The 23,986-nt window shown below is 52.6% G+C and carries 21 protein-coding genes and 1 pseudogene; 10 read left to right on the plus strand and 12 right to left on the minus strand.

Annotation, left to right across the window (positions count from 1 at the left end; translation table 11 throughout):
• Positions 1-11 precede the first annotated feature (11 nt).
• Positions 12-986: a DUF4037 domain-containing protein gene (locus tag EPA93_RS26940; RefSeq protein WP_129890479.1), complete on the minus strand. Its 975-nt coding sequence runs from the start codon at positions 984-986 to the stop codon at positions 12-14.
• 265 nt (positions 987-1,251) lie between these two features.
• On the opposite strand from EPA93_RS26940, the gene EPA93_RS26945 reads away from it, so the two are divergent.
• Complete coding sequence (locus tag EPA93_RS26945; RefSeq protein ID WP_129890480.1) at positions 1,252-1,722, plus strand: DinB family protein; 471 nt, start codon at positions 1,252-1,254, stop codon at positions 1,720-1,722.
• A 710-nt stretch (positions 1,723-2,432) separates the two neighbouring features.
• Here the strand turns inward: EPA93_RS26945 and EPA93_RS26950 are convergent.
• Together EPA93_RS26950 and EPA93_RS26955 are read right to left on the minus strand one after the other, a co-directional pair.
• Positions 2,433-3,821, minus strand: a complete 1,389-nt coding sequence (locus EPA93_RS26950; RefSeq protein WP_129890481.1) for a phenylacetate--CoA ligase family protein — start codon at positions 3,819-3,821, stop codon at positions 2,433-2,435.
• Between the two features lies 1 nt (position 3,822).
• Positions 3,823-4,533, minus strand: coding sequence for a TetR/AcrR family transcriptional regulator (locus EPA93_RS26955; RefSeq protein ID WP_165423416.1), 711 nt, complete (start codon positions 4,531-4,533; stop codon positions 3,823-3,825).
• A gap of 423 nt (positions 4,534-4,956) precedes the next feature.
• On the opposite strand from EPA93_RS26955, the gene EPA93_RS49215 reads away from it, so the two are divergent.
• Positions 4,957-5,877 (plus strand): carboxymuconolactone decarboxylase family protein, encoded by a 921-nt coding sequence (locus EPA93_RS49215; RefSeq protein WP_207229216.1) that lies wholly within the window; start codon positions 4,957-4,959, stop codon positions 5,875-5,877.
• Between the two features lie 124 nt (positions 5,878-6,001).
• On the opposite strand, the gene EPA93_RS26965 is transcribed toward EPA93_RS49215, so the two are convergent.
• Positions 6,002-6,733, minus strand: coding sequence for a metallophosphoesterase family protein (locus EPA93_RS26965; RefSeq protein WP_129890483.1), 732 nt, complete (start codon positions 6,731-6,733; stop codon positions 6,002-6,004).
• Between the two features lie 451 nt (positions 6,734-7,184).
• Here EPA93_RS26965 and EPA93_RS26970 point away from each other — a divergent pair, with 451 nt between their 5' ends.
• A complete protein-coding gene (locus EPA93_RS26970) occupies positions 7,185-8,672 on the plus strand; it encodes a glycoside hydrolase family 5 protein (protein WP_207229217.1) in 1,488 nt (495 codons plus the stop codon).
• Between the two features lie 182 nt (positions 8,673-8,854).
• Here EPA93_RS26970 and EPA93_RS26975 read toward each other — a convergent pair whose 3' ends face one another.
• Positions 8,855-9,397 (minus strand): helix-turn-helix domain-containing protein, encoded by a 543-nt coding sequence (locus tag EPA93_RS26975; protein ID WP_129890484.1) that lies wholly within the window; start codon positions 9,395-9,397, stop codon positions 8,855-8,857.
• A gap of 192 nt (positions 9,398-9,589) precedes the next feature.
• Between EPA93_RS26975 and EPA93_RS26980 the strand changes: the two genes are divergently transcribed.
• The gene (locus tag EPA93_RS26980; protein WP_129890314.1) at positions 9,590-9,904 is read left to right on the plus strand and encodes a hypothetical protein; all 315 of its coding nucleotides are present in this window, start codon (positions 9,590-9,592) and stop codon (positions 9,902-9,904) included.
• Entirely contained in the window at positions 9,879-10,283 is a 405-nt protein-coding gene (locus tag EPA93_RS26985) for a response regulator (RefSeq protein WP_129890485.1), read from the plus strand. The genes EPA93_RS26980 and EPA93_RS26985 overlap by 26 nt, the downstream gene beginning before the upstream one ends.
• Positions 10,284-10,437: 154 nt before the next feature.
• Here the strand turns inward: EPA93_RS26985 and EPA93_RS26990 are convergent, their stop codons facing one another.
• The 5 genes and pseudogenes from EPA93_RS26990 to EPA93_RS27010 form a co-directional block, all read right to left on the minus strand.
• A complete protein-coding gene (locus tag EPA93_RS26990; protein WP_129890486.1) occupies positions 10,438-10,761 on the minus strand; it encodes a hypothetical protein in 324 nt (107 codons plus the stop codon).
• 681 nt (positions 10,762-11,442) lie between these two features.
• A pseudogene (locus tag EPA93_RS26995) lies at positions 11,443-11,934 on the minus strand (SRPBCC family protein).
• Between the two features lie 106 nt (positions 11,935-12,040).
• Entirely contained in the window at positions 12,041-12,403 is a 363-nt protein-coding gene (locus EPA93_RS27000) for an iron chaperone (RefSeq protein ID WP_165423417.1), read from the minus strand.
• A 944-nt stretch (positions 12,404-13,347) separates the two neighbouring features.
• Positions 13,348-13,533 (minus strand): hypothetical protein, encoded by a 186-nt coding sequence (locus tag EPA93_RS27005; protein WP_129890488.1) that lies wholly within the window; start codon positions 13,531-13,533, stop codon positions 13,348-13,350.
• A gap of 23 nt (positions 13,534-13,556) precedes the next feature.
• Positions 13,557-14,390: a hypothetical protein gene (locus tag EPA93_RS27010; RefSeq protein WP_129890489.1), complete on the minus strand. Its 834-nt coding sequence runs from the start codon at positions 14,388-14,390 to the stop codon at positions 13,557-13,559.
• 254 nt (positions 14,391-14,644) lie between these two features.
• Here EPA93_RS27010 and EPA93_RS27015 point away from each other — a divergent pair, with 254 nt between their 5' ends.
• The 5 genes from EPA93_RS27015 to EPA93_RS27035 all read left to right on the plus strand — a co-directional run bounded on the left by EPA93_RS27015 (position 14,645) and on the right by EPA93_RS27035 (position 20,662).
• On the plus strand, positions 14,645-16,165 hold the full coding sequence (locus EPA93_RS27015) for an ATP-binding protein (RefSeq protein ID WP_129890490.1): 1,521 nt from the start codon (positions 14,645-14,647) through the stop codon (positions 16,163-16,165).
• Between the two features lie 88 nt (positions 16,166-16,253).
• The gene (locus EPA93_RS27020; RefSeq protein WP_129890491.1) at positions 16,254-16,988 is read left to right on the plus strand and encodes a response regulator transcription factor; all 735 of its coding nucleotides are present in this window, start codon (positions 16,254-16,256) and stop codon (positions 16,986-16,988) included.
• Between the two features lie 575 nt (positions 16,989-17,563).
• On the plus strand, positions 17,564-18,220 hold the full coding sequence (locus EPA93_RS27025; RefSeq protein WP_129890492.1) for a TetR/AcrR family transcriptional regulator: 657 nt from the start codon (positions 17,564-17,566) through the stop codon (positions 18,218-18,220).
• Between the two features lie 13 nt (positions 18,221-18,233).
• Positions 18,234-19,430, plus strand: a complete 1,197-nt coding sequence (locus EPA93_RS27030; RefSeq protein ID WP_165423418.1) for an acyltransferase family protein — start codon at positions 18,234-18,236, stop codon at positions 19,428-19,430.
• A gap of 704 nt (positions 19,431-20,134) precedes the next feature.
• Positions 20,135-20,662: a hypothetical protein gene (locus EPA93_RS27035; RefSeq protein WP_129890494.1), complete on the plus strand. Its 528-nt coding sequence runs from the start codon at positions 20,135-20,137 to the stop codon at positions 20,660-20,662.
• Positions 20,663-20,992: 330 nt separating this feature from the next.
• Here the strand turns inward: EPA93_RS27035 and EPA93_RS27040 are convergent, their stop codons facing one another.
• Entirely contained in the window at positions 20,993-22,453 is a 1,461-nt protein-coding gene (locus EPA93_RS27040; RefSeq protein ID WP_129890495.1) for an alpha/beta hydrolase family protein, read from the minus strand.
• 452 nt (positions 22,454-22,905) lie between these two features.
• A complete protein-coding gene (locus EPA93_RS27045; protein WP_129890496.1) occupies positions 22,906-23,826 on the minus strand; it encodes a helix-turn-helix transcriptional regulator in 921 nt (306 codons plus the stop codon).
• Between the last annotated feature and the right edge of the window lie 160 nt (positions 23,827-23,986).

Raw genomic sequence — 23,986 nt, forward strand, 5'->3', positions numbered from 1 at the left:
CCGACAGGCTGCTAGCGAAAAAGTGCGCTGATACGTTTATCTTTGATATGTTCAAGGATATATGGCAGCGCAACGTAGAGTGAATGGGGATGCCCTGTTGGATTTGGTGCATCTTTCTTCACTAGCTGTTCTTCAATGAGGCTGCTATGAACAATATGGCATATTTCCTGGACTCCACGGGATTGCTCTTTTCGATCATTGGTTTCTAAAAGGAGGTGGAAAGACGTTTCTAATTCGGTTGCAATAGGTAATTGACGGAAGACAAACGCAAGCCATTTCCAGTACGGGGAATAATCTCGCGTCAGAAGTAAACACAGGCGCATAACCGCATCGACAAAGTATCCCAAGCAGAGAGCGATGGCAACAGGATCTTGACGATGAACCAGCCGGTCAAGAAAGTTATATTGACCATAATGCCAAATCGCGAATGTTTCTTGCCAAATGCGTAGCAACCAGATATCCTCTGGATACGACCAAAAAGCCTTTTGGCGAGCAGAAAAGTCTCCGAGCGGATCATGGAAGATATGACCATGCCGAAGCATGTATAAGTGATATTCCCGCTCCCGTGTTCGACTGCTATCTGCAATCCACTCCTCAGCGGGGACTCTGCTTTGAAGCCAGTCGAGAACGTCGTTAGGGGGATGTGACCACCCAATTTCTTGTTGATAAAAGTCGTCGATTGCCTGAATCTCTACATGTTTCTCCCATGCAAGAGCCAGTTGGTAGCCGTGAAACGATTGAGGTGCTGCAGTATTAAGAGCCTGTTCGAGGGGATTCTTCCAGTGGGCTACACTCTCTGTGGGAAGATAGAGCGCAAAGCGTGGTCCCCAGGTATGATCACGCGAAAGCTCGTCATCTGCTTCTAAGGTGTGCGAACCATTGAAGGTTCCCGCCGTGATTTGCTCGACGAGCTGGGGAAAAGCTTGCTGCAAGAAGGGTAAACCCCATTCAAAGAAAAACATGCGTGAAAGCTGTAATCCGTTCATTTTTGTCCCTTCATAAGGCGTAAGAGATGGAAAGAGCGATCATACACACAAAGGCGGGGCCGAGTGGCAGAAAGACTCCACGGTCTTCCCGCCGCCCGACCCCGCCTTGCAAGTTCTACGGTACGGTACTTAAAACAGAGTATACTCTCCACATTTCTATGCTGTCAAACAAATGGTATGGATATAGAAAAACAGGAGTTTCTTGCTGACATGGCTCTTTCTCTGATATCCTTGAAAGGAAAAAGTGAAAAGGAAGCCCGTGTCGATGGATATCAAAACCCAACTTACCTCTTTTCATGCCTATCTTTACCACCATCTCGTGAATGTGCTCATAGACTTAACTGATGAGCAGTTAGCATATACCGCTCCTCTCATTGATGAACGTCCTCTCCGAGAGGTGGCTCTTCATGCCTACAGGCCCTTGCTCGCTGTGGCATGTGTGGCATGTGGCCAAGAATGGCCCCCTCGTGTTTCCGTACCAACCACAAAAGAAGCGTTCCTAGATCTTCTGCAAACTATGCGAACACACATAGATGCGCTCATTGATCGCCTTCCATCTGATGCATTAGAACTAACGATTTCTCTTCCCTGGCAGGCACAGCAGAATATGATCGATGCTTTCAATCAGAACATCGGGCATGGGATGTTCCATATTGGAAGTATCTCTGGCATACGGGCATCTGGGGGATTTCCGCTCCCTGCTGAGGAGTCTAAGCCACAGCGAGGAAAGGGTTAAATCTGTTCAAGTGTTTCTTCTCAGGCGAGCTTCCAGGCAGAAAAGCCCAGGGGACGGGCAACAGGTTTGTTGAAGAGGGAAGAGTCCCACACGTCGAGTGAAAGCCGTGCAGAACACATTTTTTGGCTCGTTGGGGAGGACAAAACCAAAGAAGGAAAGCATCGAGGAACAACAAGGCAAACGAAGCCACGAGGCAAGTGACCAGAAAGGGACGAGACCTTCCATCTTACGCGCTGGCTAGACCGAGAGAGGTTGCAAGACCTGCTGGAACGCCGAACAGTCGGATCGTGATCTGCCCAGCCATATCAAGACTGGCGTTGCGGGCCAGCCGCTGGGTCCAGGTGAGACGGATATGGGCACGTCCGGCACGGGAAAGCGGCGGGGAAGTGAGCGTCGAAGGAGCAGTTCCCTCACTATGAGCGCGCCAGACCCGTTCGACAAAAGGCGAGTCCGCGAGCCGTTCATCATCAATGATATATATACTTTTACCTTCGCTCTACTGGCTTCAAATTCTCTCGTAATAGAGTGGGATGGAACAAGACCTTCAAGTTGCTATGCTGCAACCAGGTTCTCTTCTTCCCACAGAAGAATACCACATAGTCGTCTGATAGTGATGCAACTTCCTCTCCCTTCGCCGATTGTGAGTCGAGAGGAGGAGCGCGTTCCGCTTCTGCTCCTGTGAGCAGAACGTTCTCCTCCTCAAACGCAGCTCAACTCAAGGGAATAATCGAGCGGTACTTGCCACCGGGCGACTGCTGCGGTGGCTCCTCTGCACGCTCAAGCGTAATATGGCCAACCTTGTACTCGGTGAGGACACGCGTTACCTCGCTCTGCACATGTTGCCACACACTGTCAGGATCTGCACCTGTCGCGTACCTCAGACGTAAACGCAGGTTGGTAGGTGTGGTCTGTACGATCTGGAATAGCGCGATTCCTGGCAAGCTATCAATCAGAGAGCCGAATACTAAGGGGGCGATGCTCACGTGTTCGCCTCTCTCCGTGGGGAAGGTGAGCACATCTGCGATTCGACCATGGACGCGGAATGCCGGAAATGGGCTGCCACATGGGCAGGGATCGGGCCGTTGCAAGATGCTATCTCCCAGGTCATAGCGCAGAATTGGTTGCACTCGGTTGGCGAGATTAGAGATCAGTACAGTGTGCGACTGCGTTCCCGGCGAGACAGGCCGATAGTCGGCATCCACTGGCTCAAACACCACCCAGTCGCTATTGGCATGATACCACCCTTCCTTACAGGATACGCTCAGAAAAGGGCACTCAGTTGCGGCGTAGGCGGTGCTGACCTTCGCTTGAAATGCTCTGGCTATCCGCTCAAATTCGCTTGCGGGGAGCATCTCTGCGCCAGCTTGCACCAGAGCCGGGTGAATATGCAAGCGGCCTGCCTCTTGCTCTCCAGTCAGCACGATGATCTGGCTCGCGTAGCCGAAGAGGATGGCGGGGCGAAACTGGTTGAGCTGCTCGACAAGTTCGGGCAGAGGGCTGCGCACCGAGAAGAGTTTGACCCTTTTACGGTACAGTGCGTTTTCCCTGGCCGTCCGGGCGCTCCCGGCTGAACCCATAAAGTGCCCGCCAGTAGCAATCACAAGGGCCAACCGCCCATTGAGCGCGAGTATCTTGATGAGGTCGCGAGCCCCCAGCCCGGAAGTATCTCGCGGACTGACAGCATATGATACTGCCATGCTCCACTCGTCCTGGAGAAAGATCCCACGTCTCCCGCTGGTGCCTGAGGTGGTAGCCACCAGGTACTTGCCAAGAAAACGCTCCCCAATCAGGTCAGGATTGTCAACGAACGCGCTCACCTGCTCGATGTTCACCCTTCGGTCAGTCGCCCAGTCGTCGAAGTGGGGCATCAAAATCTTCTTGCTCGTGACAGGCAAGAGCGCAGGGTCTTCGATCCGCTCCTGCAGATGCTGATAGAGCTCGCGATAGTAGGGGGAGTTGGCACGTGTGTAGGTCACTATCTCGGCCAGGCGCGTACGCTGCCGCTGCATGATCGCCTCCAAACCCTGCTTCCTGGCGCGACTGGCATCAAGAAGTAAAGGCAAAGTTTGAACACGATCGGGAGTATGAGCTTGTGGCATCTTAAACCACCTCCTTTGTGTCTCTTGCTTGTCCGTGGGAGAGCCCCATTTGCTCAATTCGTCCTTTCGTTTCTACAACAATCTGGCGAAAGACCTGCTTGCCTGCCTCGCTGTTGCCTCCATCTTCTGGCAACAGCCAACGATCCATCATGTCGGCAAGAGCTTCCATAACCACAGGAAAGGGGGGAAACTGATCAGGTGAGTGAAAGTCTGCTATCGTTAACTGTCCATACGAGAGCGTTTCGAGCAGGTGCGCTGTCACTGCTGGATCAAGGTCCTGGCGAACCGCTCCTACCGCCTGGAGCGCTTTGATCAAATCGAGGGCGGTCAAACCAGACTCTATCCTGGCAACCAGATTGTCTGGCTTGCGCAGATAATTGCCAAGCACACGCCGATCCCGCCGCATGATAGAGGCCATCAGGGGACGGCTACTCACGGCATGAAAGAGTGCTCGGTAGAATCCTCCAACGGTGCCGCCGCGTGGGTCAGACTCGATGGCTTCCAACCAGACTTGGGAGTACTGCATCCATTCCCAATACAAGAGAGCTTCAAAGAGTTCCTCCTTTCCTTTGAAATAGAGGTAGACAGTCCCTCGACTGACGCCAGCTTCCTCGGCGATATCACTCATCGTGGTCTTGTCATATCCCTGACGGAGAATAACGGCTGTTGCCGCGTGGAGAATCTGAGCCTCTCGTTCATCATGGTCGGGCATTGGCTTCTTCCTCTCATCTTGCAATGAACACTTTGAACAATATATGCTATTTTGTTCAATATAATCACAAGAACGCGCCTGTGTCAAGGCGTATGATGGGCGACGAAGCATGAGTTCCCAATCGACAGTTTGATGACATTTACCGTTAAGCTTTTCCTATACGGAGCGCACAATTGACTCAAGCCCTTAAAGCAGATACTTGATAGCTCTTGAGGCCTCTTCATAGCACTGCACACGCGCCCTCAACCTTGAGCAATATGGCTAGTGGCTGCTCTTTTCCAGGCCAAAGCCGGGCCGAGGATTTGCGCAAGATGGGAGAAGTTTTTTCTGCTTGACTGTACTACGCTGTTGCTGTTTGCGGGCAGTGTGGGCCTTCAACTTGCCTTCCTGCCTCGGTTTCTGCCAAGAACGAAAGGAACAGCTATGAGACTTCACGAGGTCGAACGCGGCGATGATCTTTTCTCACAAATCCTCATCAGCTTTCTCTCCCTGATATCGGGGATGCGCCTGCCCGATGCCGCGCGCTTCGCCTTCTATCACAAGCAGTTCAGTGGCAACTCCATGAGTGCGTGGACGCATGCGGCCATGCGCGGGAAAAGCGCCTGGAGCGTCGGCGAGCGGGAACTGATGGCGGCCATGACGTCCAGGTGGAATTCGTGCCCCTTCTGTACTGGGGCTCATGGCGCTATTGCGGCGCGAGCGCTGGGAAGGCCACAGGTGCTTTCCAGCGAGGATTTTCGGCAGGCGGAGCTGTCCCCCAATCTCCAGGCGACCCTCGTCTTCCTGGAGATCTTAACGCGCAGACCTGGCGATCTGAGATCGGAGGATGCCCAGGCTGTCCTTGGCCAGGGGGTCACTTCGCAGGCTTTAGAGGATGCTATCGCGGTCTGTGCTCTCTTTCACATCACGACCCGTTGCGCGGATACTCTCGATTACCAGGTGCTCTCAGAGCAAGATTTCGATCGAGCCGCCGGGCAACTGCTGGTCCGGGGCTATGCTTTTGGGCAGGGAAAGACTCCTCCCCATCCTGATCATCGTGTCCTGGCCGATGCCATGCGCCAGCGTATCCTTTTTGGGCCTGGGAAGACTGACGCATCCCTTCGTCAGGCGATGGCCGAGCGAGCAATCGGAGGGCCTCCGATTTCGCCACCCTACGATGAACTCGCGCGACAGATCGGAGAGGCTGCTTACAAGGTCACTGATGAGCAGGTGGCAAAGGCTGTTGAAGAGGCAGGCAGTGAGAAAGCGGCTTTTGAGCTGATCGTGGCTGCGGCTCTTGGTGCTGGTCTGCAGCGTTTTTGGCGCGGGCTAGAAGTGTTGGATGCGGTTGAGAAGATGGTGTAAATTCGCGGCCCGCAGAAGGCAGGATACGATGGGGCTCCGCCCCATTACCTCTCCCCCGGAGAGGGCACCCTGTCTGGGGGACAGGTATCCACCGGTTAAGGGCGGGGGCCCTTAACAATCACTTTTATTCAGGATGATGCCAGTATCGCACCCACGAGGCAAGATTGGGCATCCCGCTGGCATATCCAGCATGCAGGATAGCGGAGACATCTAGAGGAGTGCGGCGCAGATCCACGCTGACATGCCCATTGTCCAGCGTCAGAATCGCATACTCTGCCCAATGAACATCCTGATTGCGCGGCAAATCCTCCCTCTCTGGGCCGATTCCTGGGAGCCCAACACTGCCAGGATTAAGGAGTAGTGCTTGTTCATGGCGGCGCAGCATCTGCACATGGGTATGTCCACCAACCATAATCCCTGCCTGGGTACCAGCAAACATCCTTCTGATTTCTGCGCCAGGCGTGGTAGAGGCAATCACATCACGGTAGGATTGTGGAGATCCATGATAGCATAAGAGCGTCTTGTCTGTCTCAAGCTCCATCTCGATCACTGCTGGAAAAGAGCGCAAGTAATCAAGATCAGCCTCAGTCATCTGCTGGAGACCCCATTCTACGATCTCACGAAGTTCTTCATCTCCTGCTGGCACGGGTTGGAGATACCAGTCGTCAGTATTGCCTATGACGACTGGACATTTGAGCTCGCGCAGGCGCTCAAGGACTTCGTGAGGCTGTGGCCCTTCTGCTACCACATCCCCCAGACAGATGAGCCTCTCAACCTGCTCCTGCTGTAACTCGCTCAAGACCTGTTCTAATGCGATGAAGTTGCTATGAATATCAGCAATAAGTCCGATTCGCATCCATGCCTCCGTTTTTCTGTCTCTTAAAACTATCCCTTCTCTCTAATTCTTTCACCGACCTAGCTCATATGTCAATCCACTTGCTTGTTCCTGTCCTATTGCTTTCAGGCAGGAGAGGAACGTTGGGAGCGTGCGGCGATCTTGCGGGGCTCCGCCCCGCGCCCCGGTTAAGGGCGGTGGCCCTTAACAATCCCTGCTTTGAAGATTTGGAAGACCCGGACTTTTCCTTCAATAGATTCTTGCCTTCTTGCTTGAAAAGGCTCCCTATCGCCCTCACTTCTGTTTTCAATGAGGAAATGGGAGTACTTTCGGCTGCAGAGGCATATACAAATATTACCATAGACAAAAAGTTGGGGAGACGCTATGATTGTTTTGGACCTTGTAATCCCATCTACGGCAGAATGGGAATATTGATATCTTTAGCAATGTCTTTAAGGAAGAAGGCACAGTAGTGAAAAGGAAACTTGTAGGTACTATTTTTTCTCTAGTGATCATTGCTATTGCGGCCCTGGCTAGCTTTTGGTCCCTTTCTCCTGGTAAATCGAAAGCTGCCTTTACTCCATCTATTTCAGGACTGCACGTGTCTGGAAACAGGCTGGTGAACAAAGATAATCAGGAAGTCGTTCCCATCGGAGTTAGTCGTTCTGGAACAGAGTATCCCTGTGTTCAGGGGCAAGGTATCTTTGATGGGCCGCACGATGCCGCCGCTGTGGATGTCATGGCCAGCTGGCAGATGAACGCCGTACGTATCTCCATTAATGAAGATTGTTGGCTCGGTATCAATGGCGTTCCTGCTCAGTACGCAGGGAAAAACTATCAGCAAGCCATCACAGATTATGTCAATCTTCTTCATGACAAAAACATGCTGGCGATTATTGATCTGCACTGGGTATCTGTAGGGACAACGCCAGCGACGAAACAGCTGGCTATGCCCGATCTCGATCATTCGGTCGATCTCTGGAAGTCAGTTGCCACCAACTTCAAAGACGACTCCTCGATCCTCTTCGATCTATATAACGAGCCGTTTACTACCAGTTGGGATTGCTGGCGCGATGGCAGTACGGCGGCCAGCTCCGCTCCCTGCACTGATGTCAACTTTGCGGTAGCTGGCATGCAAACCCTCGTCGATGCGGTGCGCAGCACGGGCGCAACAAATCCCCTGCTCCTGGCGGGCTTGCGTTGGGGCAACGATATGACCGGATGGCTGGATCATAAGCCGCATGATCCTCAGCATAACCTTATGGCTGCCTACCATAACTATAACTTCAATCAGTGCATTACCTCGTCCTGTTGGCAGAGCCAGGTGCTCCCGGTGGCAAGAAGGGTGCCGCTGGTGATGACCGAGGTTGGTGAGACTGACTGCGCACATAGCTTTATCGATAACTTAATGAACTGGGCAGATCGCTACAATATTGGCTATATACCCTGGGCCTGGAACACTTATGGGTGCGGCTACCCTGCTTTGCTATCCAAAATGAGCACTGGCACTCCTAGTGTGTACGGCCAGGGCGTTATGCAGCATTTCCAGGCGCTCTCTTACGCTGGCTTGAAGGGCTACGGCGAGTACGCTATCTCTAATCGCTTCTTTGGGGAAGATAGCGCTAGCTTCAAATTTACCGCTCCTCTCAAAGATGTGACTGTCAAGATTGTCGTGCGGAAAGATGTTGCCAGCCTGCAATATCTGAACGCCTACACGACGGCAGGTAATTCCAGGTTCGATATAACGCATGTTGATACTCCCACCGACATTACTTACACCTTTGCGCTCAAGTCGGGTGAGGTGTTGCAGCCGCTCGACTTTTACCAAGCCAATCAGTTCGCTGCTCTCTTTAGGACAAGCAATGAAACCCATGATGCAACAAACGATACGTTTGTGCTCAATGGAACTACCGATACCGATGGACAGGCTGTGGTTCTGACTGGCAATATCGTCTCTTGATTGGCAGAAGTTATCTTCTAGCCCTCTTTCGTCAAAATGGGAGAGGGCTAGGGTTACGATGGGGCTCCGCCCCATTACCTCTCCCCCGGAGAGGGTTCCACCAGTTAAGGGCGGTGGCCCTTAACAATCCCTTCTTTGAAGATTGGGAAGGTCCTGTAATTTCTTTATATTGGCATATTATTTCAGGTGTGCATCATGACAGGGCCGCTGTTGTATTCGGCGCGCTCCCAGTCCAGCACATCTTCGAGATCCTGGCGAAAGGCGGCCAGAGCCTCTTCGCGTTTGGTCTCAGGTGGCATGATTGCGCCGCGCCAGATCAGGACGATAACGGCCTGACCCGCCTTCGTTTCGCTGGCCATGATCGAGCGCACGACGGTACCGGGGAAAAGATGGAGCTTCTGCTGACGCATGGCTTCGAGCTTTTGGGCCAATTCTTCGCGCTTACCCGCTTGAATGGACACGTGTATTAAGGTCATAAACTGCGTATTCTCGCCCGAGGAGATACGCCAGGGTGGTATAGTTTTTCGCGGCTTGCCAACTGGCTGGCGCTCAAAACGTTCCACAGCTTCCCGCAGAACTAGAACAGCATGTCCCGCACGTAACGAGGGCAAGCGCTCCTCATCCACAAATTCATAAACAGCTCTGGCAGAGAGGCCCAGAATTTCCGCAGCCTCTTTTACTGTGATATATCCCGATAGATCCGGCACAGCAGTATCTTCATTCATGAGCACAGTCTAGAGGTTCGAGCTTTTACCTAAAAATACGTACAGTGAACTATTCACAAATAACGCAAGTAATGCTATACTCCTTGATATCGGATAGAAGTTATCCGATGGGTAGTCAAAGGTTTGCTCTGTCGTTGAGTCTGCAATGGTGTGTTTGTGATGTTGTTTGTGTATCAAGGAGGAACGAGTTGGATGAGTGAGGAGTACAATCCCCTACGCGCCCGCATTGTCGCTGCTTTGCGCCGCGCCTGGAACCCACAGGAAGATCAGGACTACGACGTTCCCTTTACCGCCTTCACCTGGGAGCATTGGCAAGCAATGCAGATCCATATGATCCTCAACTTTGCCCGCTTCCAGCGCGCTATTTCCAACCGCGAGCTGCGCCAGGCGGTGATGATCGTCTGGGAAATGCTCGATATCATTCAAGAGTTGCAGATGGAAGCCTGCGCTTGGATCAATGAGGGGAAGGAGCCCGGGGAGCATGAGTCAGCTGATCATGGTCATTGATGATTCTCCGGTGGTGCGCAAAATCATCGGCTATACCCTCATGCGGGAAGGACATACCGTGGTTGCCTTCCCCGATGGCTATAAAGCCATTCGTTGGCTTGCCAGCCCGCAGGGTCAGCTTCCCAGCGTCCTGTTTCTCGATCTGGTTTTGCCGCGCATGAACGGCTACGCCATCGCCCGTTATCTCAAAGCCCACCCCAGCTACAAAAGCATCACCATCGTGATGATCTCGCGCAACTGTGGGCTCATTGATCGGCTCAAGGGCCGGCTGGCTGGGGCTAGCGCTTACCTGGGCAAGCCCTTTCGCACCAAGGATTTGCTTGCCATCTGTGGCAAAGCCCGTCCTGTTCAAGCATTAGCCCGGGTTAGTTCTGGCTGAGCTGATTTCAGCATACAAATTTCACTCTACAAAGAGAAGAGCCCGGCTGCGATAAACCTCTCATTTCTGGGAACAAGGAGGGGGTCAGGTGAAACGCTCTGATCCCCCTCCAGTTTCGGTTCACGGGAGTGCTGTTGGGAGCCTGCGGTTTTCGTCAACCCCTACTCCCGCTGACCCCATCATTCCAGTGGAAGGTTCCTGAAAATCCTAGCTTGGGTTCAGATCCTGACCCAAAATTTGGAGGCTCATCGCCGAAAAAGTCATTCAACTTTTTCTCTGTTTCGGCCTTTATCTGATCCGCTGTCTGGTAGGCCCCAACAGCATCTCCAATGGTAAGATTCCCATTTTTTGCTTGCTCCTGTGCCTGCGTAAGCTTGCCCGGCGCATCACTGTTGGCAAACACTTGCTGGACCTCTGGAGGGGCCTGCTGATCTTTGTGCTTCTGAATCCAATCATAGATTCCCATGTTCATACCCATACTGTCTGTTTCCTTTCTGTGGTGAAAATGCCTCCCCTGCCGTTGAAGAACAGAGGTATGTCATTGAGAAAGAGCGTGTGTAGAAGCAACGATGAGCATACTATTGTGTGCTCAGTTTTCTTGCTTCTGGCAAGACATCGCTCTCCTTCTCTGACACGTGTAGTCGGATCAGGGGTAACTCTTCCACAGAAAGGTGAGAAGGGCGCATGTCAACGCTCGCAGTTGAAGGCCGCGCAGCAATCTCCGCCCCACACAACAGTATTGCCCGTCTTCTCACTCGTATCATTTCGACCGAAAGTGGACAGAGATGCAGCTTACCCTCTTTTCTCTTGCATGTTTTTGTGTTGTCCTCGTCTCGTCAGATCGAGGAACAGGAGCATGGGAAGCTTTCTGCATCTTCTTAAAAGACAGCAGCCTGTTGAAAAAGACATGACCGGTGCTCGCGGGAGCCTTTCCCACGTCGAACTTTTCAACCTCTCTACCATAGCGGGTTATGGCTGATGCTTTGCAAAGCTGACTAATGCTTGAGGACGTTCATTTTCCTCTTGACAGATACCAGTCGGTAGGGTATATTCATTTCTGAAACTGAAATCATATTCAGAAATGGAAAGAGCATGGATCAAGAAAGTCAGCAAGTGAAGCTGCCCAGAGGAGCGAGAATCCGCTGCCGTTTCCAGCGGCTCAGCCCTTCCCTTCGCGTACGTCCTTTCTATCCTCGGCGAACGCCTTGAAGTCCTGCATGTGCTGTTGCGACTGCTTGCGGAATGCGCCGGGCATCAGGAGCCCCACCAGCCGCATCAGCAAGCCGCTGAACCGGTATTCGCTCTCGCTCACCCAGAGCGTCCTATCCAGACCGGCTTCGGTCAGCTGGTCGCGCACGGCGCTCCACATGCCCTCAACGACGATCTCGCGGTCGAAGTGAACGACGCTCCCTTTCGGAATCCCGCGTAGGTCAGCCGGTTCCCGGCGTGTGATGGTCTCGGTGCCCTCGATCTTCTGCTGCCCCATCTGCATCACGACCCGCGACTTGGTACCGACTTGCCCGTGCCCCCCACTCAGCGGCTCGTGCAGCACCAGGCCCCGCAGCCACTACGGCAGGTGTGCCGGGTCGGCGAGCAGCTGGACCACCTCCTCTCGCGGCAGAGCGATCTCGATCGATACGGTGTACTTCATGGCGGAGCCCTCCAGGTTCCAAAGTGAACGGCCCATATACTCTCAGTAGCGTCTTCTATGAGAATGTTAAGAATATTTAAACGAAATATTCTCAACATTCTTGAGCTTATTGCCTATCGGCGTCAATATCCCGGACGTGGTTGAGAACGAGTTCTTTGATCAGCGCATTAGGCAGTGGGTTCTCCAATGTAAATTGGATCGCATGCTTAGTCGTCTTGTAGCCTTGTAGTTTCGCCTTCAGTTCCTCAATTGCCCAGGAGGACGGGAAGAAGCTCATATGATTTTTAGAGGCAGTAAAGTACACCAGTGATCGCTTTTTGTATGTTAGAGTTGGCATGCCATAACTCATAGTTTCTTCGACACTCGGTACAAGTTGCTTGACCAATGCACGGATTCGCTCAAGCTCTGCCCTGTGTTGAGGCTCAACTTTACTCAGATACTCATCAATGCTTTTCGCTTTACGGTCCATGATCTGCATTCTACACTAGACCGAACGAATCCCGTCCAGGTCTCCTCGGTTTTCCGCGTCGATCCATGTCCGTGCAAGAATCTTGTTTTCTTCTAGAGGCATCGCTCATCCTTTCTGTGTTTGAGTGAGATGGTCTATACTCGTCTTTTGAGAATCATAGCATTGCAGAAAGCAGAAAACTTCTCGAATATTGCTCTCCAAGGAACAGCGCCAGGGGATGGCTGTGGGACTGGCTTCTTTTCCCCGTCTGCGCGTGATATGAGGCACCACTCATCCCTACCAAGCATCACATAGCGAGGTGTTAGTACATCTCGCGCAAAACCATTACCAGTCCACACGAAAAAAACGGGCGAGATCGGTTCGTGTGATGCGAACGCTTTGCCATTTCATTTGCTCTTTCTCCCTCTTTCCATCTAAAAGAGGCGAACACGAGGACGAACCATTTTGTCGTGAATTTCCACATGTCGAGAGCCGTGACCCGCTCCAGAGGCAGCTTCTCAAGTGACCAATGGTTGTGCTGCTCCACATTCAGGTCAACTGCTCATATTTGAGGGCAAAAACGGGCCACATCCACATTTCAGGGCATTTACCAGTTTCCCACGTTCAGAGCCTTGCAAGTACTGGTAAATGATCTACCATGTGACAGGTTTTGCTCTCAAACATGAATAGTTGCCCTCAATCGTGAGTAGCATAACCATTGGTAACGGATCAAGCCGCTCCACAGACCAATGATCGCACATCGTTTTTGTACATGAGGAAGCAGAAAAGAGATCCTTCATTTTTCTGTCAGTGTAAAGGCTGAGTAGCAAAAACCTTGATTTTTTGAAACATAGAGAGCTTTTCCTTCAAGCCCTCTATGTGCTCCTACAACGAGAACGGCACCAGCCTGTGTGATGCTACCGCCTGGGGAGAAGATGAAGGGACTTCTCGCGGGCGTTGTTATCTTACTGCTGGTCACAGCGGTGGCACCTGCCGCGTCTGCGATGAGAGTAGGCCAGGGTCGCTCCAGCCAGGGCTAGACCCCAGGGAAGCCAGGCCAGATTACCAAGAAAGGCTCCCCAATTATCTACCGTGACGCTAGCAGCACGAGGGATCAATCCCAGGGCCATAGCAATGGTGACGCGCCACATCGTCACACCCGCCGAGATGAGTATCACCGAAACCAAAGAGGCAGGGATGATAGCAAGGGCAGGTGGAACCGATCTGCCTCCCAGCAAGGGAAGAAAGCTGGGGAAGCACTCCCCCAACGCTGGATGAGTCCGAGGGTGAGCAACGCACCGCCTGCTGCCGCAGCTCCTAAGCCAACCTCAAGGGGAGAGGATGGAGGAAGCCAACTCATGCCAAGAGGGATGCCCAAAGCCCAGGCCCAGCGTGTCAGCGTGTAGAGCAGTGGCATAGCAATGGCTATGATGGTCAGCAAGTAACCCCATGAGATTCCTCGCGTGGCTGCAATGGATGTAGTTCGAGCACAGTGCAGGCAGGCTGAGCGGGACTTTCGCTGGTAGATCAGCGCGGTCAGAGCCCAGAGGAGACCACCAAGAAGACAGGCAAACTGATTCAGTAACACTCCATCCATCTGACCAGGGTGCAGCGTGAGGAAATACCCCACATACATAAGGACACGGCCATCAGGGATCACCAGAATCAGGAGGGCGCAGGCGCCGTAGGCGAAGGTAAGGAGGCAGAGAGCAACAAGCCTGGATCTCCACAGCCGTGTCATTGCCAGAGCATTGAGTGTTCCAAGTATGCCCAGAACTGCAATGAGAGGCCCTGCCTCAGGAGCACGCACATTTATGAAGAGGGCTCCCATCTCTGCCGCCTTCACATCATGTTCCCCAAAGGGAAAGCCCGGACCTCCCACTGCCCAGTAAAGGCCCAGAAGACCATACACCAGCGACCAGAGACTCGCTGTATAGGGCACCCAAGAGAGAAGGCGCAAGGAGGAGAGAGGGAAGGTTTCTTTTGTACGACGATTTTGTAGAAGCATAAAAGTGTATTTCCTTTCTTCTAAAGCCAAAAAGAATCATCTGCGCAGTTATCATATTCACAAGCAATGTTGCTATGGTAGTGGGGAGATGTGGCAGAACTATGGCGTCAGTATGGGAGAAGGGTGTCATTTGTGTGAGGAAACATCTCTGGGCAACCAACTCTTTGACATCGTTTTGCCACAATTCTATGCTATGCTCATGAAACGGAAAGCACAAACTGGCAGAGAGAGAAAGAAAGACGAAGGTGAGCACAATGAATGAACAAGGCAGAGAAGAGCCACTGCCCGATGGGAAGGATCTGAGCACCACAAGAGCACAACCCCAACAACAGCAGCCTTTCTCCTTTGGGCAGTGGAAGGATTCTCTCCTCTTGCTTGCCAGACAGCAACAGCTGTATTTGAAACTGCTCTACTTACTGTCCTCTGTGGTGTTGGGACCTCTCGGCTCGGCAGTGTTGCTCTTGGGCATACTAGGAGGAATCGCCACGCCAGCCATCTGGCTCGGTTTCCCGCTCCTCTTCCTGATGCTTTACATCTGGTGGGGACTGGCACTCCTTGAACGTGCGCTGGCTCGCTCTTGTCTGCATGTTGAGATTGCTCCTCTGCCAATGGCACTCTTCAAGGCGCTCAGAGGCCAGAGGTGGGCCAATCTTCGTCAGCATCTCTGCCAACGCATTACCTGGAAAGCCTTGGCTTATCTGCTGCTAAAAGGTCCATTTGGTGTAGGAGTGGGATCACTATTGCTCGGAGCACTGATCTTTAGTCTCTCTGCGGTACTCCTCTCCTTGCTCCTGAGTCTGATCGTGTTTCCCTTCGTCGCTCTTGGGCGAAGCATGGTTCGGCAGGAACGGAAAAGACTGGTGGAAGAGCGTGCTCTTTCTCTGCTCTGGGCAGGGATCGCTGTGGCACTCTCACCGCTCAGTTTGCTGCATACTATCGCTGAACTGTGGGGATATTTCGTGTGTATCATGCTGACTGTTGATAAACGGGAGCGAGAATTGCAACAAGCACGCATCCTCATCAAGCAAGAACGGAGCCGTGCTGAGCGTGCTGAGCAGCAACGACGTGACCTGATCGCAAATCTCTCCCATGATCTTCGCACCCCTGTTGCAAACATTCGAGGATATGTCCAGGCTCTGGCAAAACTTACCGAGAAGCCTGAAGAAAGTCCTATAACCGAGCACCACCACTACCTTGCCATTCTTGAGCGCGAGGCCATACGTTTAGGAACGCTCTTCGATGAGCTGTTGGCTCTGGCTCAGGATGAAGCACAGGAATTACGCTTGAGCATGACAGCGGTTGACGTTGGTGAAGTCATAGAAGAGGTCTACCAGACGATTAAGCCGCTGGCCTACCAGCAACGTCGGGTCATCGTTAGTAAGATGACTCCACCTGGTCTCCCTCCGGCAAAGGTGGATCGCCAGCGCTTATTGCAAGTCTTGCTCAATCTGGTTCGCAATGCCATTGCCTACACCCCGGAAGGGGGCCTGGTCATGATGACCCTTGAGCCAACGAGCGAACAGCACCTTGCCCTTCTGGTTGCGGATACAGGCATGGGCATTGCACAAGAGGATCAGGAGCAAATCTTTGAGCGCTTTTATCGCTCAAAGAGCTCTCATTCACAGGCCAATGGCGGCTTCGGATTGGGCCTGGCGATAGTACGCGAGCTGATCGAAGCAATGGGAGGTTCTGTGGCATTGGAAAGTACTGCTGGCGAAGGAAGTTGTTTCAAAATCGTTCTTCCAATTGCCGACCAGTCGATGCAGAAAGGGTGACCCAATGGTTTCTCTGGCGACATCGAAACGACGCTACCCAGAGCCACACCAGCAAGGCAGAGAAGTTTCCAGATGAAAGAAAGGCGTGATGGCGACAATTCTGATTGTTGAGGATGAAGTTGACCTGAGTCACTTGATTCGAGCGGAACTAGAGGCTGACGGACAGAAGGTTGTACAGGCATTTGATGGAGTGACAGCCGTCCAGTATGTGGAAAAGCAATCCTTCGATCTCATCATTCTGGATTGGATGCTTCCCGACCTGGATGGATTAGCGGTCTGCCGTCGCATTAGAGAGCGTTATCTGATACCGATTGTGATGCTCACGGCTCGAACGGCGCTCGTTGATCGCGTCCTAGGTCTGGAGGTGGGAGCCGATGACTATGTGAGCAAGCCCTTTAGCATGCAAGAACTTCGTGCGAGGATCTCGGCTGTCTTACGCCGTGTGGCCTTTGAGCGAGGGACGAGGCTCACACCTGGCGCCAAGCAACCAGATGAAGCGACAAGCCACGTCCCTCTACACCTCCCAACGACTCCTCCGCTCAGGCGAGGATCACTTTGTATCTGCCAGGATGAACGAGTGGTTACCCTGGATAATGAGATCATCGATCTGACACGCAAAGAATATGATCTGCTTCTGCTGCTAGCCTCTTATCCTGGGAGAACCTTTGGTCGTGAATTCCTCATTGAGCAGATCTGGGGGAACGACTACGAGGGATTGGATCGTGTCGTTGATACCCAGATCAAGCGATTAAGAAAGAAACTTGGTCCTTTCGGCGACAAGCTGGTCGCGGTGTGGGGCATTGGATATCGATTCGTGGGCTAATGCTCAGCATCCATACCACAACGGGATTGTCCCTCTCAGAATCGACCCCTTTTTTGACACTCGCTGTTCAGTTCACCATATGCGAGTCAGCATAGCAACCGCGAACATGGCCTGATCCCTGAGAGAATGTCAAAAAACGTGTCATAATCAAAATCTCATATCTCGACGAGTGAGATGAGTATCTGAGACTCACAGAAGAGTTTTGGAAGCCAGAACAAATGATGTGTTCGCGACCGGAATGGAGAGGGAGGTTTCCTATTGGGGCTCCAATGCGTGCAGAGAGGCTGAATTTACAAAAACGATGTACAACAATCCACCTCTCTGGCGCTTTTGAAGCCGAGCCTATTGCTGTGCTGCTTATACCAAGTACGTGTAAACATTGACTTACATGCCCAACACACAAGAGCAGTGCGCAAAGGGAGAGTCACGTGCCTGGAACGTTCCCAGGCCGATTATGGCTGATGCTTTGCAAAGCTGACTAATGCTTGAAGACGTTCATTTTCCTCTTGACAGATACCAGTCGGTAGGGTATATTCATTTCTGAAACTGAAATCATATTCAGAAATGGAAAGAGCATGGATCAAGAAAGTCAGCAAGTGAAGCTACCAAGAGGAGCGAGAAGACGGGCGCGCACCCGTGCCAGCCTTCTTGTGGCGGCCCGCAAGGTGTTTGCAACCCGTGGCTATCATGACGCCACGATCACTGAAATTACCGACACGGCTGCGGTTGGTGTTGGTACCTTTTACCTGCATTTCCGCGATAAAGAGACGATCTTCAATATTGTTCTGACTGAAGGACGCGAAGCCATACGCCAGCAGGTGAGGGAGGAGATAGAGCACGAGGACCATCCTTCTCTGTCTGTGGTCGTTCGTGCCATTTTTCATCAAGTGTACGCGCAACGCGATATTCTTCGTATTGAGAGGACGGGAGAAGGAGTTGCGGCCCGCTCTGGTGGGCCAGGAATGCTTCTGGAGATGTTCATGCGTTTCCTTGAGCAGGTTCCCGACCTTTCTCCGTTCTCTGAAGAGGAAATTCCCTTGCTCGCTTCACTGCTGGAAGGTCTGATGGACCGAGCCTTCCACTGTTGGTGGGATGAACAGGACGAACCAGGCCCAGACCTCATGGCAGATCGGGTGTTGCACGTCATGAAGCATGGCTTCCCTGCCTCCTTGTTTGAGGAACCACAGAAACCTTTCTTCAACCATTCTTCGCTCCCTCAGCTCTTTGAGTAAAAAAGGATCAAACATGTCATCACACGTTGAACGAACTCCTCTCCACGGTGAGCTTGCGGCACCTCAGGCCCTCAATGCGGAGTTTCCAGCCCCCAAGCGGACGCGCGTCTTTTTCGTTGACAACCTGCGCGTGTCGCTTACTATCCTGGTCATTGTGCATCATCTGGCGATCACCTATGGTGCTCTTGGGGCGTGGTATTTTCAAGATCCGAACAAGGATATGCTGGCAACTGTCGTCCTGAGTATCCTGGTCGCCATCGATCAAGCGTTTTTCATGGGTTTCTTCTTTCTGCTCTCCGGGTACTTTACCCCTGGATCATACGACCGCAAAGGCGGGCGCACCTTTCTATGGGAGAGATCCTTACGTCTAGGCATCCCGTTGTTGGTCTATGATCTTGTGTTTGATCCTCTTGTCCTCTTTATGGCCGGTGGCGTCCACCAATCCTATTGGAGTTTTTACGGTGCCTTCTTGCTCCAAGGGAAGATGATCGGTACTGGGCCTTCCTGGTTCATTCTCGCACTGCTCTTTTTCGCTGTGCTGTATGCTCTGGGGCGCTGGTTCACCAGGCAGCAGACAAGCCAGCTCAAGACCGAGGGCCATCCGCCGACCTTCAGCAGTACGCTCCTGTTTGTCCTTGCCTTGACTGTCGTTACCTTTGTGGTGCGTATCTGGTGGCCACTGGGCTCCTATGCAATATTCGGCTTCCAATTGGCTGAATTTGCGCAGTATATCAGCCTGTTTGCCATCGGTCTCGTAGCCTATCGTCACAATTGGTTCCTGTATCTTCCCGATGCGCTGGGAAGAGTCTGGCTGAGGATCGCTATTGGGGCAATGCTCTTGTTTCCCCTCATGATCCTTGCGCTGGGAGTGGTAGGCCACGCAGACCTCTTCGAGGGAGGGTGGGCTTGGCAGGCATTGCTCTACGCACTATGGGAGTCGGTTGTCTGTGTCGGGTTGTGCATAGGGCTGTTAGTGCTGTTTCGCAGGCATTTGAATGCCCAGGGAAGGCTGAGAAAGGCGCTCTCTGAAGCCGCCTACACGGTCTACCTGATCCATCCTCTGATCATTGTTCCACTGGCATATGCTGCTCGCTCTATCGCATTGTATCCCTTACTCAAATTTGCGCTAGTGGTTCTCATCGCTGTGCCGTTGTGTTTCTTTGCAGGTTACGTTCTTCGCAAAATTCCCTTCATGCATAAAATACTATAAGAGACTACAGAAAATCAAAATCTCTTTCATGGGCGTAAAGATCCATCCGATTTTTTCCCATTGCCGAATCAGCCTCTCGCAGCTTGTTTGGCAATGGGAGATGCATCAAGGGAGTTTTGCAGTGAGTCGCAAGAAGCCAGAGTTTTGTGACGCTTGCCCCCACGCTCCAGTCCATCCATGACCGGCGCTCGCGGGGCCTTTCCCACGTCAAACTTCCCAAGCTGACTCCAATAGCGGGATTATGGCTAATGCTTGTCAAAGATGACTTCGGGATACTACGTTGATAGGGTCCTGACATAAAAACCCCTCAAAATTCCGCTAAGGGATTGCGGCGGAGAAAAGGTCCTGTTTGGAAACACTGACATACCCAATCCTCGTAAGCTCCTCCACATATCTCAGGTTTCCCCTCAATGACCTGAGGTTTTGCGATGCGTTAAGAGAAATCCGTGCTTGCGGAATCAGCGCGCTTCGCTCAGAAAAAGCAGAACCATATGTCTCATGTAACTGTCGAACGTTTCTGAACATGTTTTGCTTGTCAAATAGCTTTTTGCTTCTCTCCGGAAACTTGATATCTTCTGTTGTTTCATATTTTCTCTATTCAATATGCTCACAAACTGGTCTAGTAAAACAGAGAGAAAGTGGCACTTTTTTATCCTCCACTTATACGGTATCATTTGAAGAAAGAATACGCAAGGAGAAGAGAGATGTCAGAGACAAAAAGTGAAAAGATTCCTCACCTCAAAGACATAGGGAACGTTGTCCCTGAAGGGTATACCTATTATGAGAAGCAGGTTACCAGTGGAGAAGATCTGAACCTGCCGAATGTGTACCTCAAATGGTACGATATTTCCCATCCTGATAAAAGGATTTCGCAGGAGCAAGCTGAAGAGAGTCGTGCTTTTGTGAAGACAGAGATAGTGGAAGCGCGGCTCTTGATCAATGGTGAATTGGGTTTTGCGATCCTGCATCATTGTGGATCGGCCCTTCTTCTGCTTCTCACGACCTGGCGCAACACCAACGAGATGTGGGAATCGGTCTATGCGAAGGATTTAACGCAGGCTGGTGGGTATAAGCCAATCCTTTTTGCAGACGAGCATAGAGCAACCTACTGTGTGTGGGAGTTGGGGCCGGTCTGGCACGAGCGGCAGGCATGGGTGCGGTACTTGCGATCCTCGCGTGACGAGAAAGCCAAACACGCCTATCTCAATGATCGTTTCACCGATTGGTGCTAGGAGAAGAGATCAAGAAGCGAACCCCATCTTCCTGGGTTTTGCGCCGAGGCGGCCCTTTCAAAACCCGCGTCGCGCCTGCTATTGAGGCTGTGGCCGCCTTGTCCCTGGATTGATCACAGGGGAAAGGCGGCCTCCCTTGCTTTTCCGCTGCGTTTGGTTGACGCTTTATCTCTTTTCGTTTCTTTGCCTGCTCATGCTGTTAGCCTTTGTCTCAAGAATCCAGGGTTTTGTGAGACGCTTGCCCCCGCTCTCCAGTTCATCCATAACCGGCGCTCGCGGGGGCCTTTCCCATATCAAACCTCCCAACCTGACCCCAGTAGCGGATTATGGCTAATGCTTGTCAAAGACGACTTCGGGATACTGCGTTGATGGCCCATCCAGCAGCGCGGCGGGCTCCCCTTTGAGATGGTTGTCGAAGAAGGCCAGCGCGTAGGCATTGACGATCTCATGCGCCCGCTGGCTCCCAATTGGGCCACTGAGGCCGACAGCCGGGAACAGCGGCGAGATCAGGTCAGCATCATTGAAATCGATGTGGAGCGTGCCGGGTATCTGCACAAAGTAGCCATCAGCTGGCAAGCTGCTATACACCTTGCGCATCGTGGTCTGGGCCAGCACGATATATTTCTCTGACCAGTCGCTAGATTTTTGCCCATCGCGCCGCATCCACTCAGCCGGTCGCGTAATCCACATGGCTGGCTGCCGCAAGCCCTCCTTCACCACAGCGGCGGGCATCGCATTGTCTATCAACAGACTTGCTTTGATGCGTTGATCTCGCAAACTGGCATCAGCCCCCACCATAGCGCCGTCCGAGAAGCCTACCACACCCGTATGGGCTAGATCCAGCTTTCCGCTCAGGATGCCCTGTGGATCTTTCGTATTGAGGGCGGCAAGCTGATCAAGCGTAAAGCTGACATCCTGGGCAAAGTACTTACTAATCCCATCCTTGAAGGTCCGGCCGTTGAACTGCGGCGCCACGCTAGCGGGATCAAGGCTCTGATCAACCAGGGAATTCACCTGATCTAGCAGCCCGGTCAGAGCTATTTGGTGTCCATCAGGAAACACCACAGTGGCGGCAATTCCTGGCTGATCGAGGCCCACGACAATGTAGCCGTGCGAGACCAGCGCCTCCACCTCATAGGTGAGCATCTGACGATAGCCTCGGCGTCCCTCCAGCATAATGATTACCGGGTAGCTGGCTTGATCAGCCGCCACGGGGGCCGCTTCAGTAGCATTAGTTGTGACATATTTGAGATGTTGCAGGAAGAACCCCGGAAAACCTGAAACTGCAGCCAGGACGGGCGTCACCGCGTCGGCATCTTGCATATATGGGGCATGCGCGGATGACGAGCCTTTTCTGGCTGGGTACCACACCTGCACCATCAGCTCACGTTTCCTATTTTTGTCGGTGCTAAAAACCTCGTGACGACTGGCATCCGTCCAATGGTAGGTGACGGTTCCGATAGCGTATGGGCCAGTGGGACGGGGAAAACTAAAGACAGGGAGGACGATTGGCAGAGCAGTTGATATAGCTAAGCCAAGGATGCACAGGACGAGCGCAAAACCCACAACATCGATTGGCGCAAAATTCTGCAGCAACCAGACGAGCAAGAAGAGCCCCGTCAGCACATATGCCGGGATCATTTGCCAGCGCGGCCGGTCCTGAGCCAGTGCCAGAGCGAGCATGATGAGTACTATGCCTCCCAGCCAACGCACAGCCTGGAGGCTTGGCACGGCGATTACTAGAAATGTGAGAAAATCGGCTAACAATAACAGAATTTCGATTAGTCTCATTTTATCCCACCTCGTTTGCTACCAATTTCCGTTATGGTCTGAAAATCGCAATTATAATAGAAAAGTACTAAAGTGGCGTAAAAGAGCCTCTAGAGCGGCTTCATACTTAAGATTAGCTCCAGTTATAGGGGATAACGTATCTTTTGATTAGCCTTACATTGAGTGACCACAAGCATATTTGGGCTGCTGATCTTCTGCTCAGCACCTTCTGTGTGGCTGTCTCAATCATATGCGCCCGGTAGCCAGATGGGCTTGAACGAGATGGCTACATTTGAAAAAGTTCGCAGATTTGACGCCAGAGGTGATCCGCAACGTTCTGCCCACAGGGACAAAACCTGCTGAGCAGTTCGCGGTCAGCAAATCGAGGTGAGAGAAAAATAGGAGAGTTGGGCAAGCTGGCTTTAGCGAACGGGGAAGCTTCTTCAAGGCTGGCTTGATATGGCCAAGGCGCTTTATGCAGAAGGGACAAAAAGATCTTTCAGGCCATATGCTTCCTCAACGCTGGAAATAACTTGCAAAGCGTGGCCATTTTTGAAGATGCGCGATGGTGGCATGCCGAATGTGGCATGAAAGACGCGCGTCAGATGCGCAGAGTCGGCGAAACCCACAGCATGAGCAGCCTCGGTAAGGGAAACCCCGCGTGCGCTGATATATCCAGCAGCCATCAAGCGCTTCCAACGCAGATAGCTCTGCACTGACATCCCCATCGCGCTGCGCCAGAGGTGGCGAAAGCGGCTAGGCGAGAGATGTACGCATGTAGCCAGGGACGTAATCGGCTGGGCTTGCTGAACAAGGAACTGAGGAGTCACCAGAGATTGGGCCGTCGCAATACGCGGATCGTCGGAGTCCTCATTCCAGGTCGAGCCGATCAGCGCAGTAAGGATTTGTGAGAGGAGGGCTTGTCTGGCCTGTTCGTCGGGCACATGCCCAGCTGAGGCCAGCAGGACTGGCAAAAGGGCGCTGAGCAGTTCCTCAGGCAGGGTGGGCAGCACGGAGGCTGACGTGCTACGCAGGCGGTGGGCGAGATCAGCCAGCGCACGGGACTCGCTCCAGAGCACAAAGGAAGACATCCCCGTTGTCTCAACCTGGTGGGGAACATTTGGGCCGGCTATGAAGCTCTGCTGCTCGGTGTATGGCCCGCTCGCACGCGTGCGCACAAGAAAAGGAGAGCCCAGGCTGATACCAAGTTGCGTGGCATAGTGATGGTGGAGCGTAGAGGGCGGCCCCATTCCTATGCAAAGCACCTGTAGAGTCTGGCCCGGCCAGAGAACGAACGTCGCTCGCTGGGTGCGCCGCTCGGCAGCCTCGTCGAAAGCGCTTTCGCCCCATATGAGCCGATAGGCATCGAGGTTGGCGCCGTGATCCTCAATCATCAAAACTCCCTTTTCTTACTGCTTCCTTCTTTGCAGAGACGAAAAGAAGGAATGAGAACGTTTCGTTGGGAGACGTTCAGATAGCGCTGAAGCCATCCTTTATCCTCCAGGCACCCTCCAGTCTGTTTTTCCTATGACCGACCAACGCTTCTCTGTCAGA

The sequence above is a fragment of the Ktedonosporobacter rubrisoli genome (assembly GCF_004208415.1).
GTDB lineage: Bacteria > Chloroflexota > Ktedonobacteria > Ktedonobacterales > Ktedonobacteraceae > Ktedonosporobacter > Ktedonosporobacter rubrisoli.

Coding starts and splice junctions, on each gene's coding strand:
- EPA93_RS26940 (WP_129890479.1), bottom strand. CDS start 986: ATGAACGGATTACAGCTTTCACGCATGTTTTTCTTTGAATGGGGTTTA.
- EPA93_RS26945 (WP_129890480.1), top strand. CDS start 1,252: ATGGATATCAAAACCCAACTTACCTCTTTTCATGCCTATCTTTACCAC.
- EPA93_RS26950 (WP_129890481.1), bottom strand. CDS start 3,821: ATGCCACAAGCTCATACTCCCGATCGTGTTCAAACTTTGCCTTTACTT.
- EPA93_RS26955 (WP_165423416.1), bottom strand. CDS start 4,533: ATGCCCGACCATGATGAACGAGAGGCTCAGATTCTCCACGCGGCAACA.
- EPA93_RS49215 (WP_207229216.1), top strand. CDS start 4,957: ATGAGACTTCACGAGGTCGAACGCGGCGATGATCTTTTCTCACAAATC.
- EPA93_RS26965 (WP_129890483.1), bottom strand. CDS start 6,733: ATGCGAATCGGACTTATTGCTGATATTCATAGCAACTTCATCGCATTA.
- EPA93_RS26975 (WP_129890484.1), bottom strand. CDS start 9,397: ATGAATGAAGATACTGCTGTGCCGGATCTATCGGGATATATCACAGTA.
- EPA93_RS26980 (WP_129890314.1), top strand. CDS start 9,590: ATGAGTGAGGAGTACAATCCCCTACGCGCCCGCATTGTCGCTGCTTTG.
- EPA93_RS26985 (WP_129890485.1), top strand. CDS start 9,879: ATGAGTCAGCTGATCATGGTCATTGATGATTCTCCGGTGGTGCGCAAA.
- EPA93_RS26990 (WP_129890486.1), bottom strand. CDS start 10,761: ATGGGTATGAACATGGGAATCTATGATTGGATTCAGAAGCACAAAGAT.
- EPA93_RS27000 (WP_165423417.1), bottom strand. CDS start 12,403: ATGGACCGTAAAGCGAAAAGCATTGATGAGTATCTGAGTAAAGTTGAG.
- EPA93_RS27005 (WP_129890488.1), bottom strand. CDS start 13,533: ATGTGGCGCGTCACCATTGCTATGGCCCTGGGATTGATCCCTCGTGCT.
- EPA93_RS27010 (WP_129890489.1), bottom strand. CDS start 14,390: ATGCTTCTACAAAATCGTCGTACAAAAGAAACCTTCCCTCTCTCCTCC.
- EPA93_RS27015 (WP_129890490.1), top strand. CDS start 14,645: ATGAATGAACAAGGCAGAGAAGAGCCACTGCCCGATGGGAAGGATCTG.
- EPA93_RS27020 (WP_129890491.1), top strand. CDS start 16,254: ATGGCGACAATTCTGATTGTTGAGGATGAAGTTGACCTGAGTCACTTG.
- EPA93_RS27025 (WP_129890492.1), top strand. CDS start 17,564: ATGGATCAAGAAAGTCAGCAAGTGAAGCTACCAAGAGGAGCGAGAAGA.
- EPA93_RS27030 (WP_165423418.1), top strand. CDS start 18,234: ATGTCATCACACGTTGAACGAACTCCTCTCCACGGTGAGCTTGCGGCA.
- EPA93_RS27035 (WP_129890494.1), top strand. CDS start 20,135: ATGTCAGAGACAAAAAGTGAAAAGATTCCTCACCTCAAAGACATAGGG.
- EPA93_RS27040 (WP_129890495.1), bottom strand. CDS start 22,453: ATGAGACTAATCGAAATTCTGTTATTGTTAGCCGATTTTCTCACATTT.
- EPA93_RS27045 (WP_129890496.1), bottom strand. CDS start 23,826: ATGATTGAGGATCACGGCGCCAACCTCGATGCCTATCGGCTCATATGG.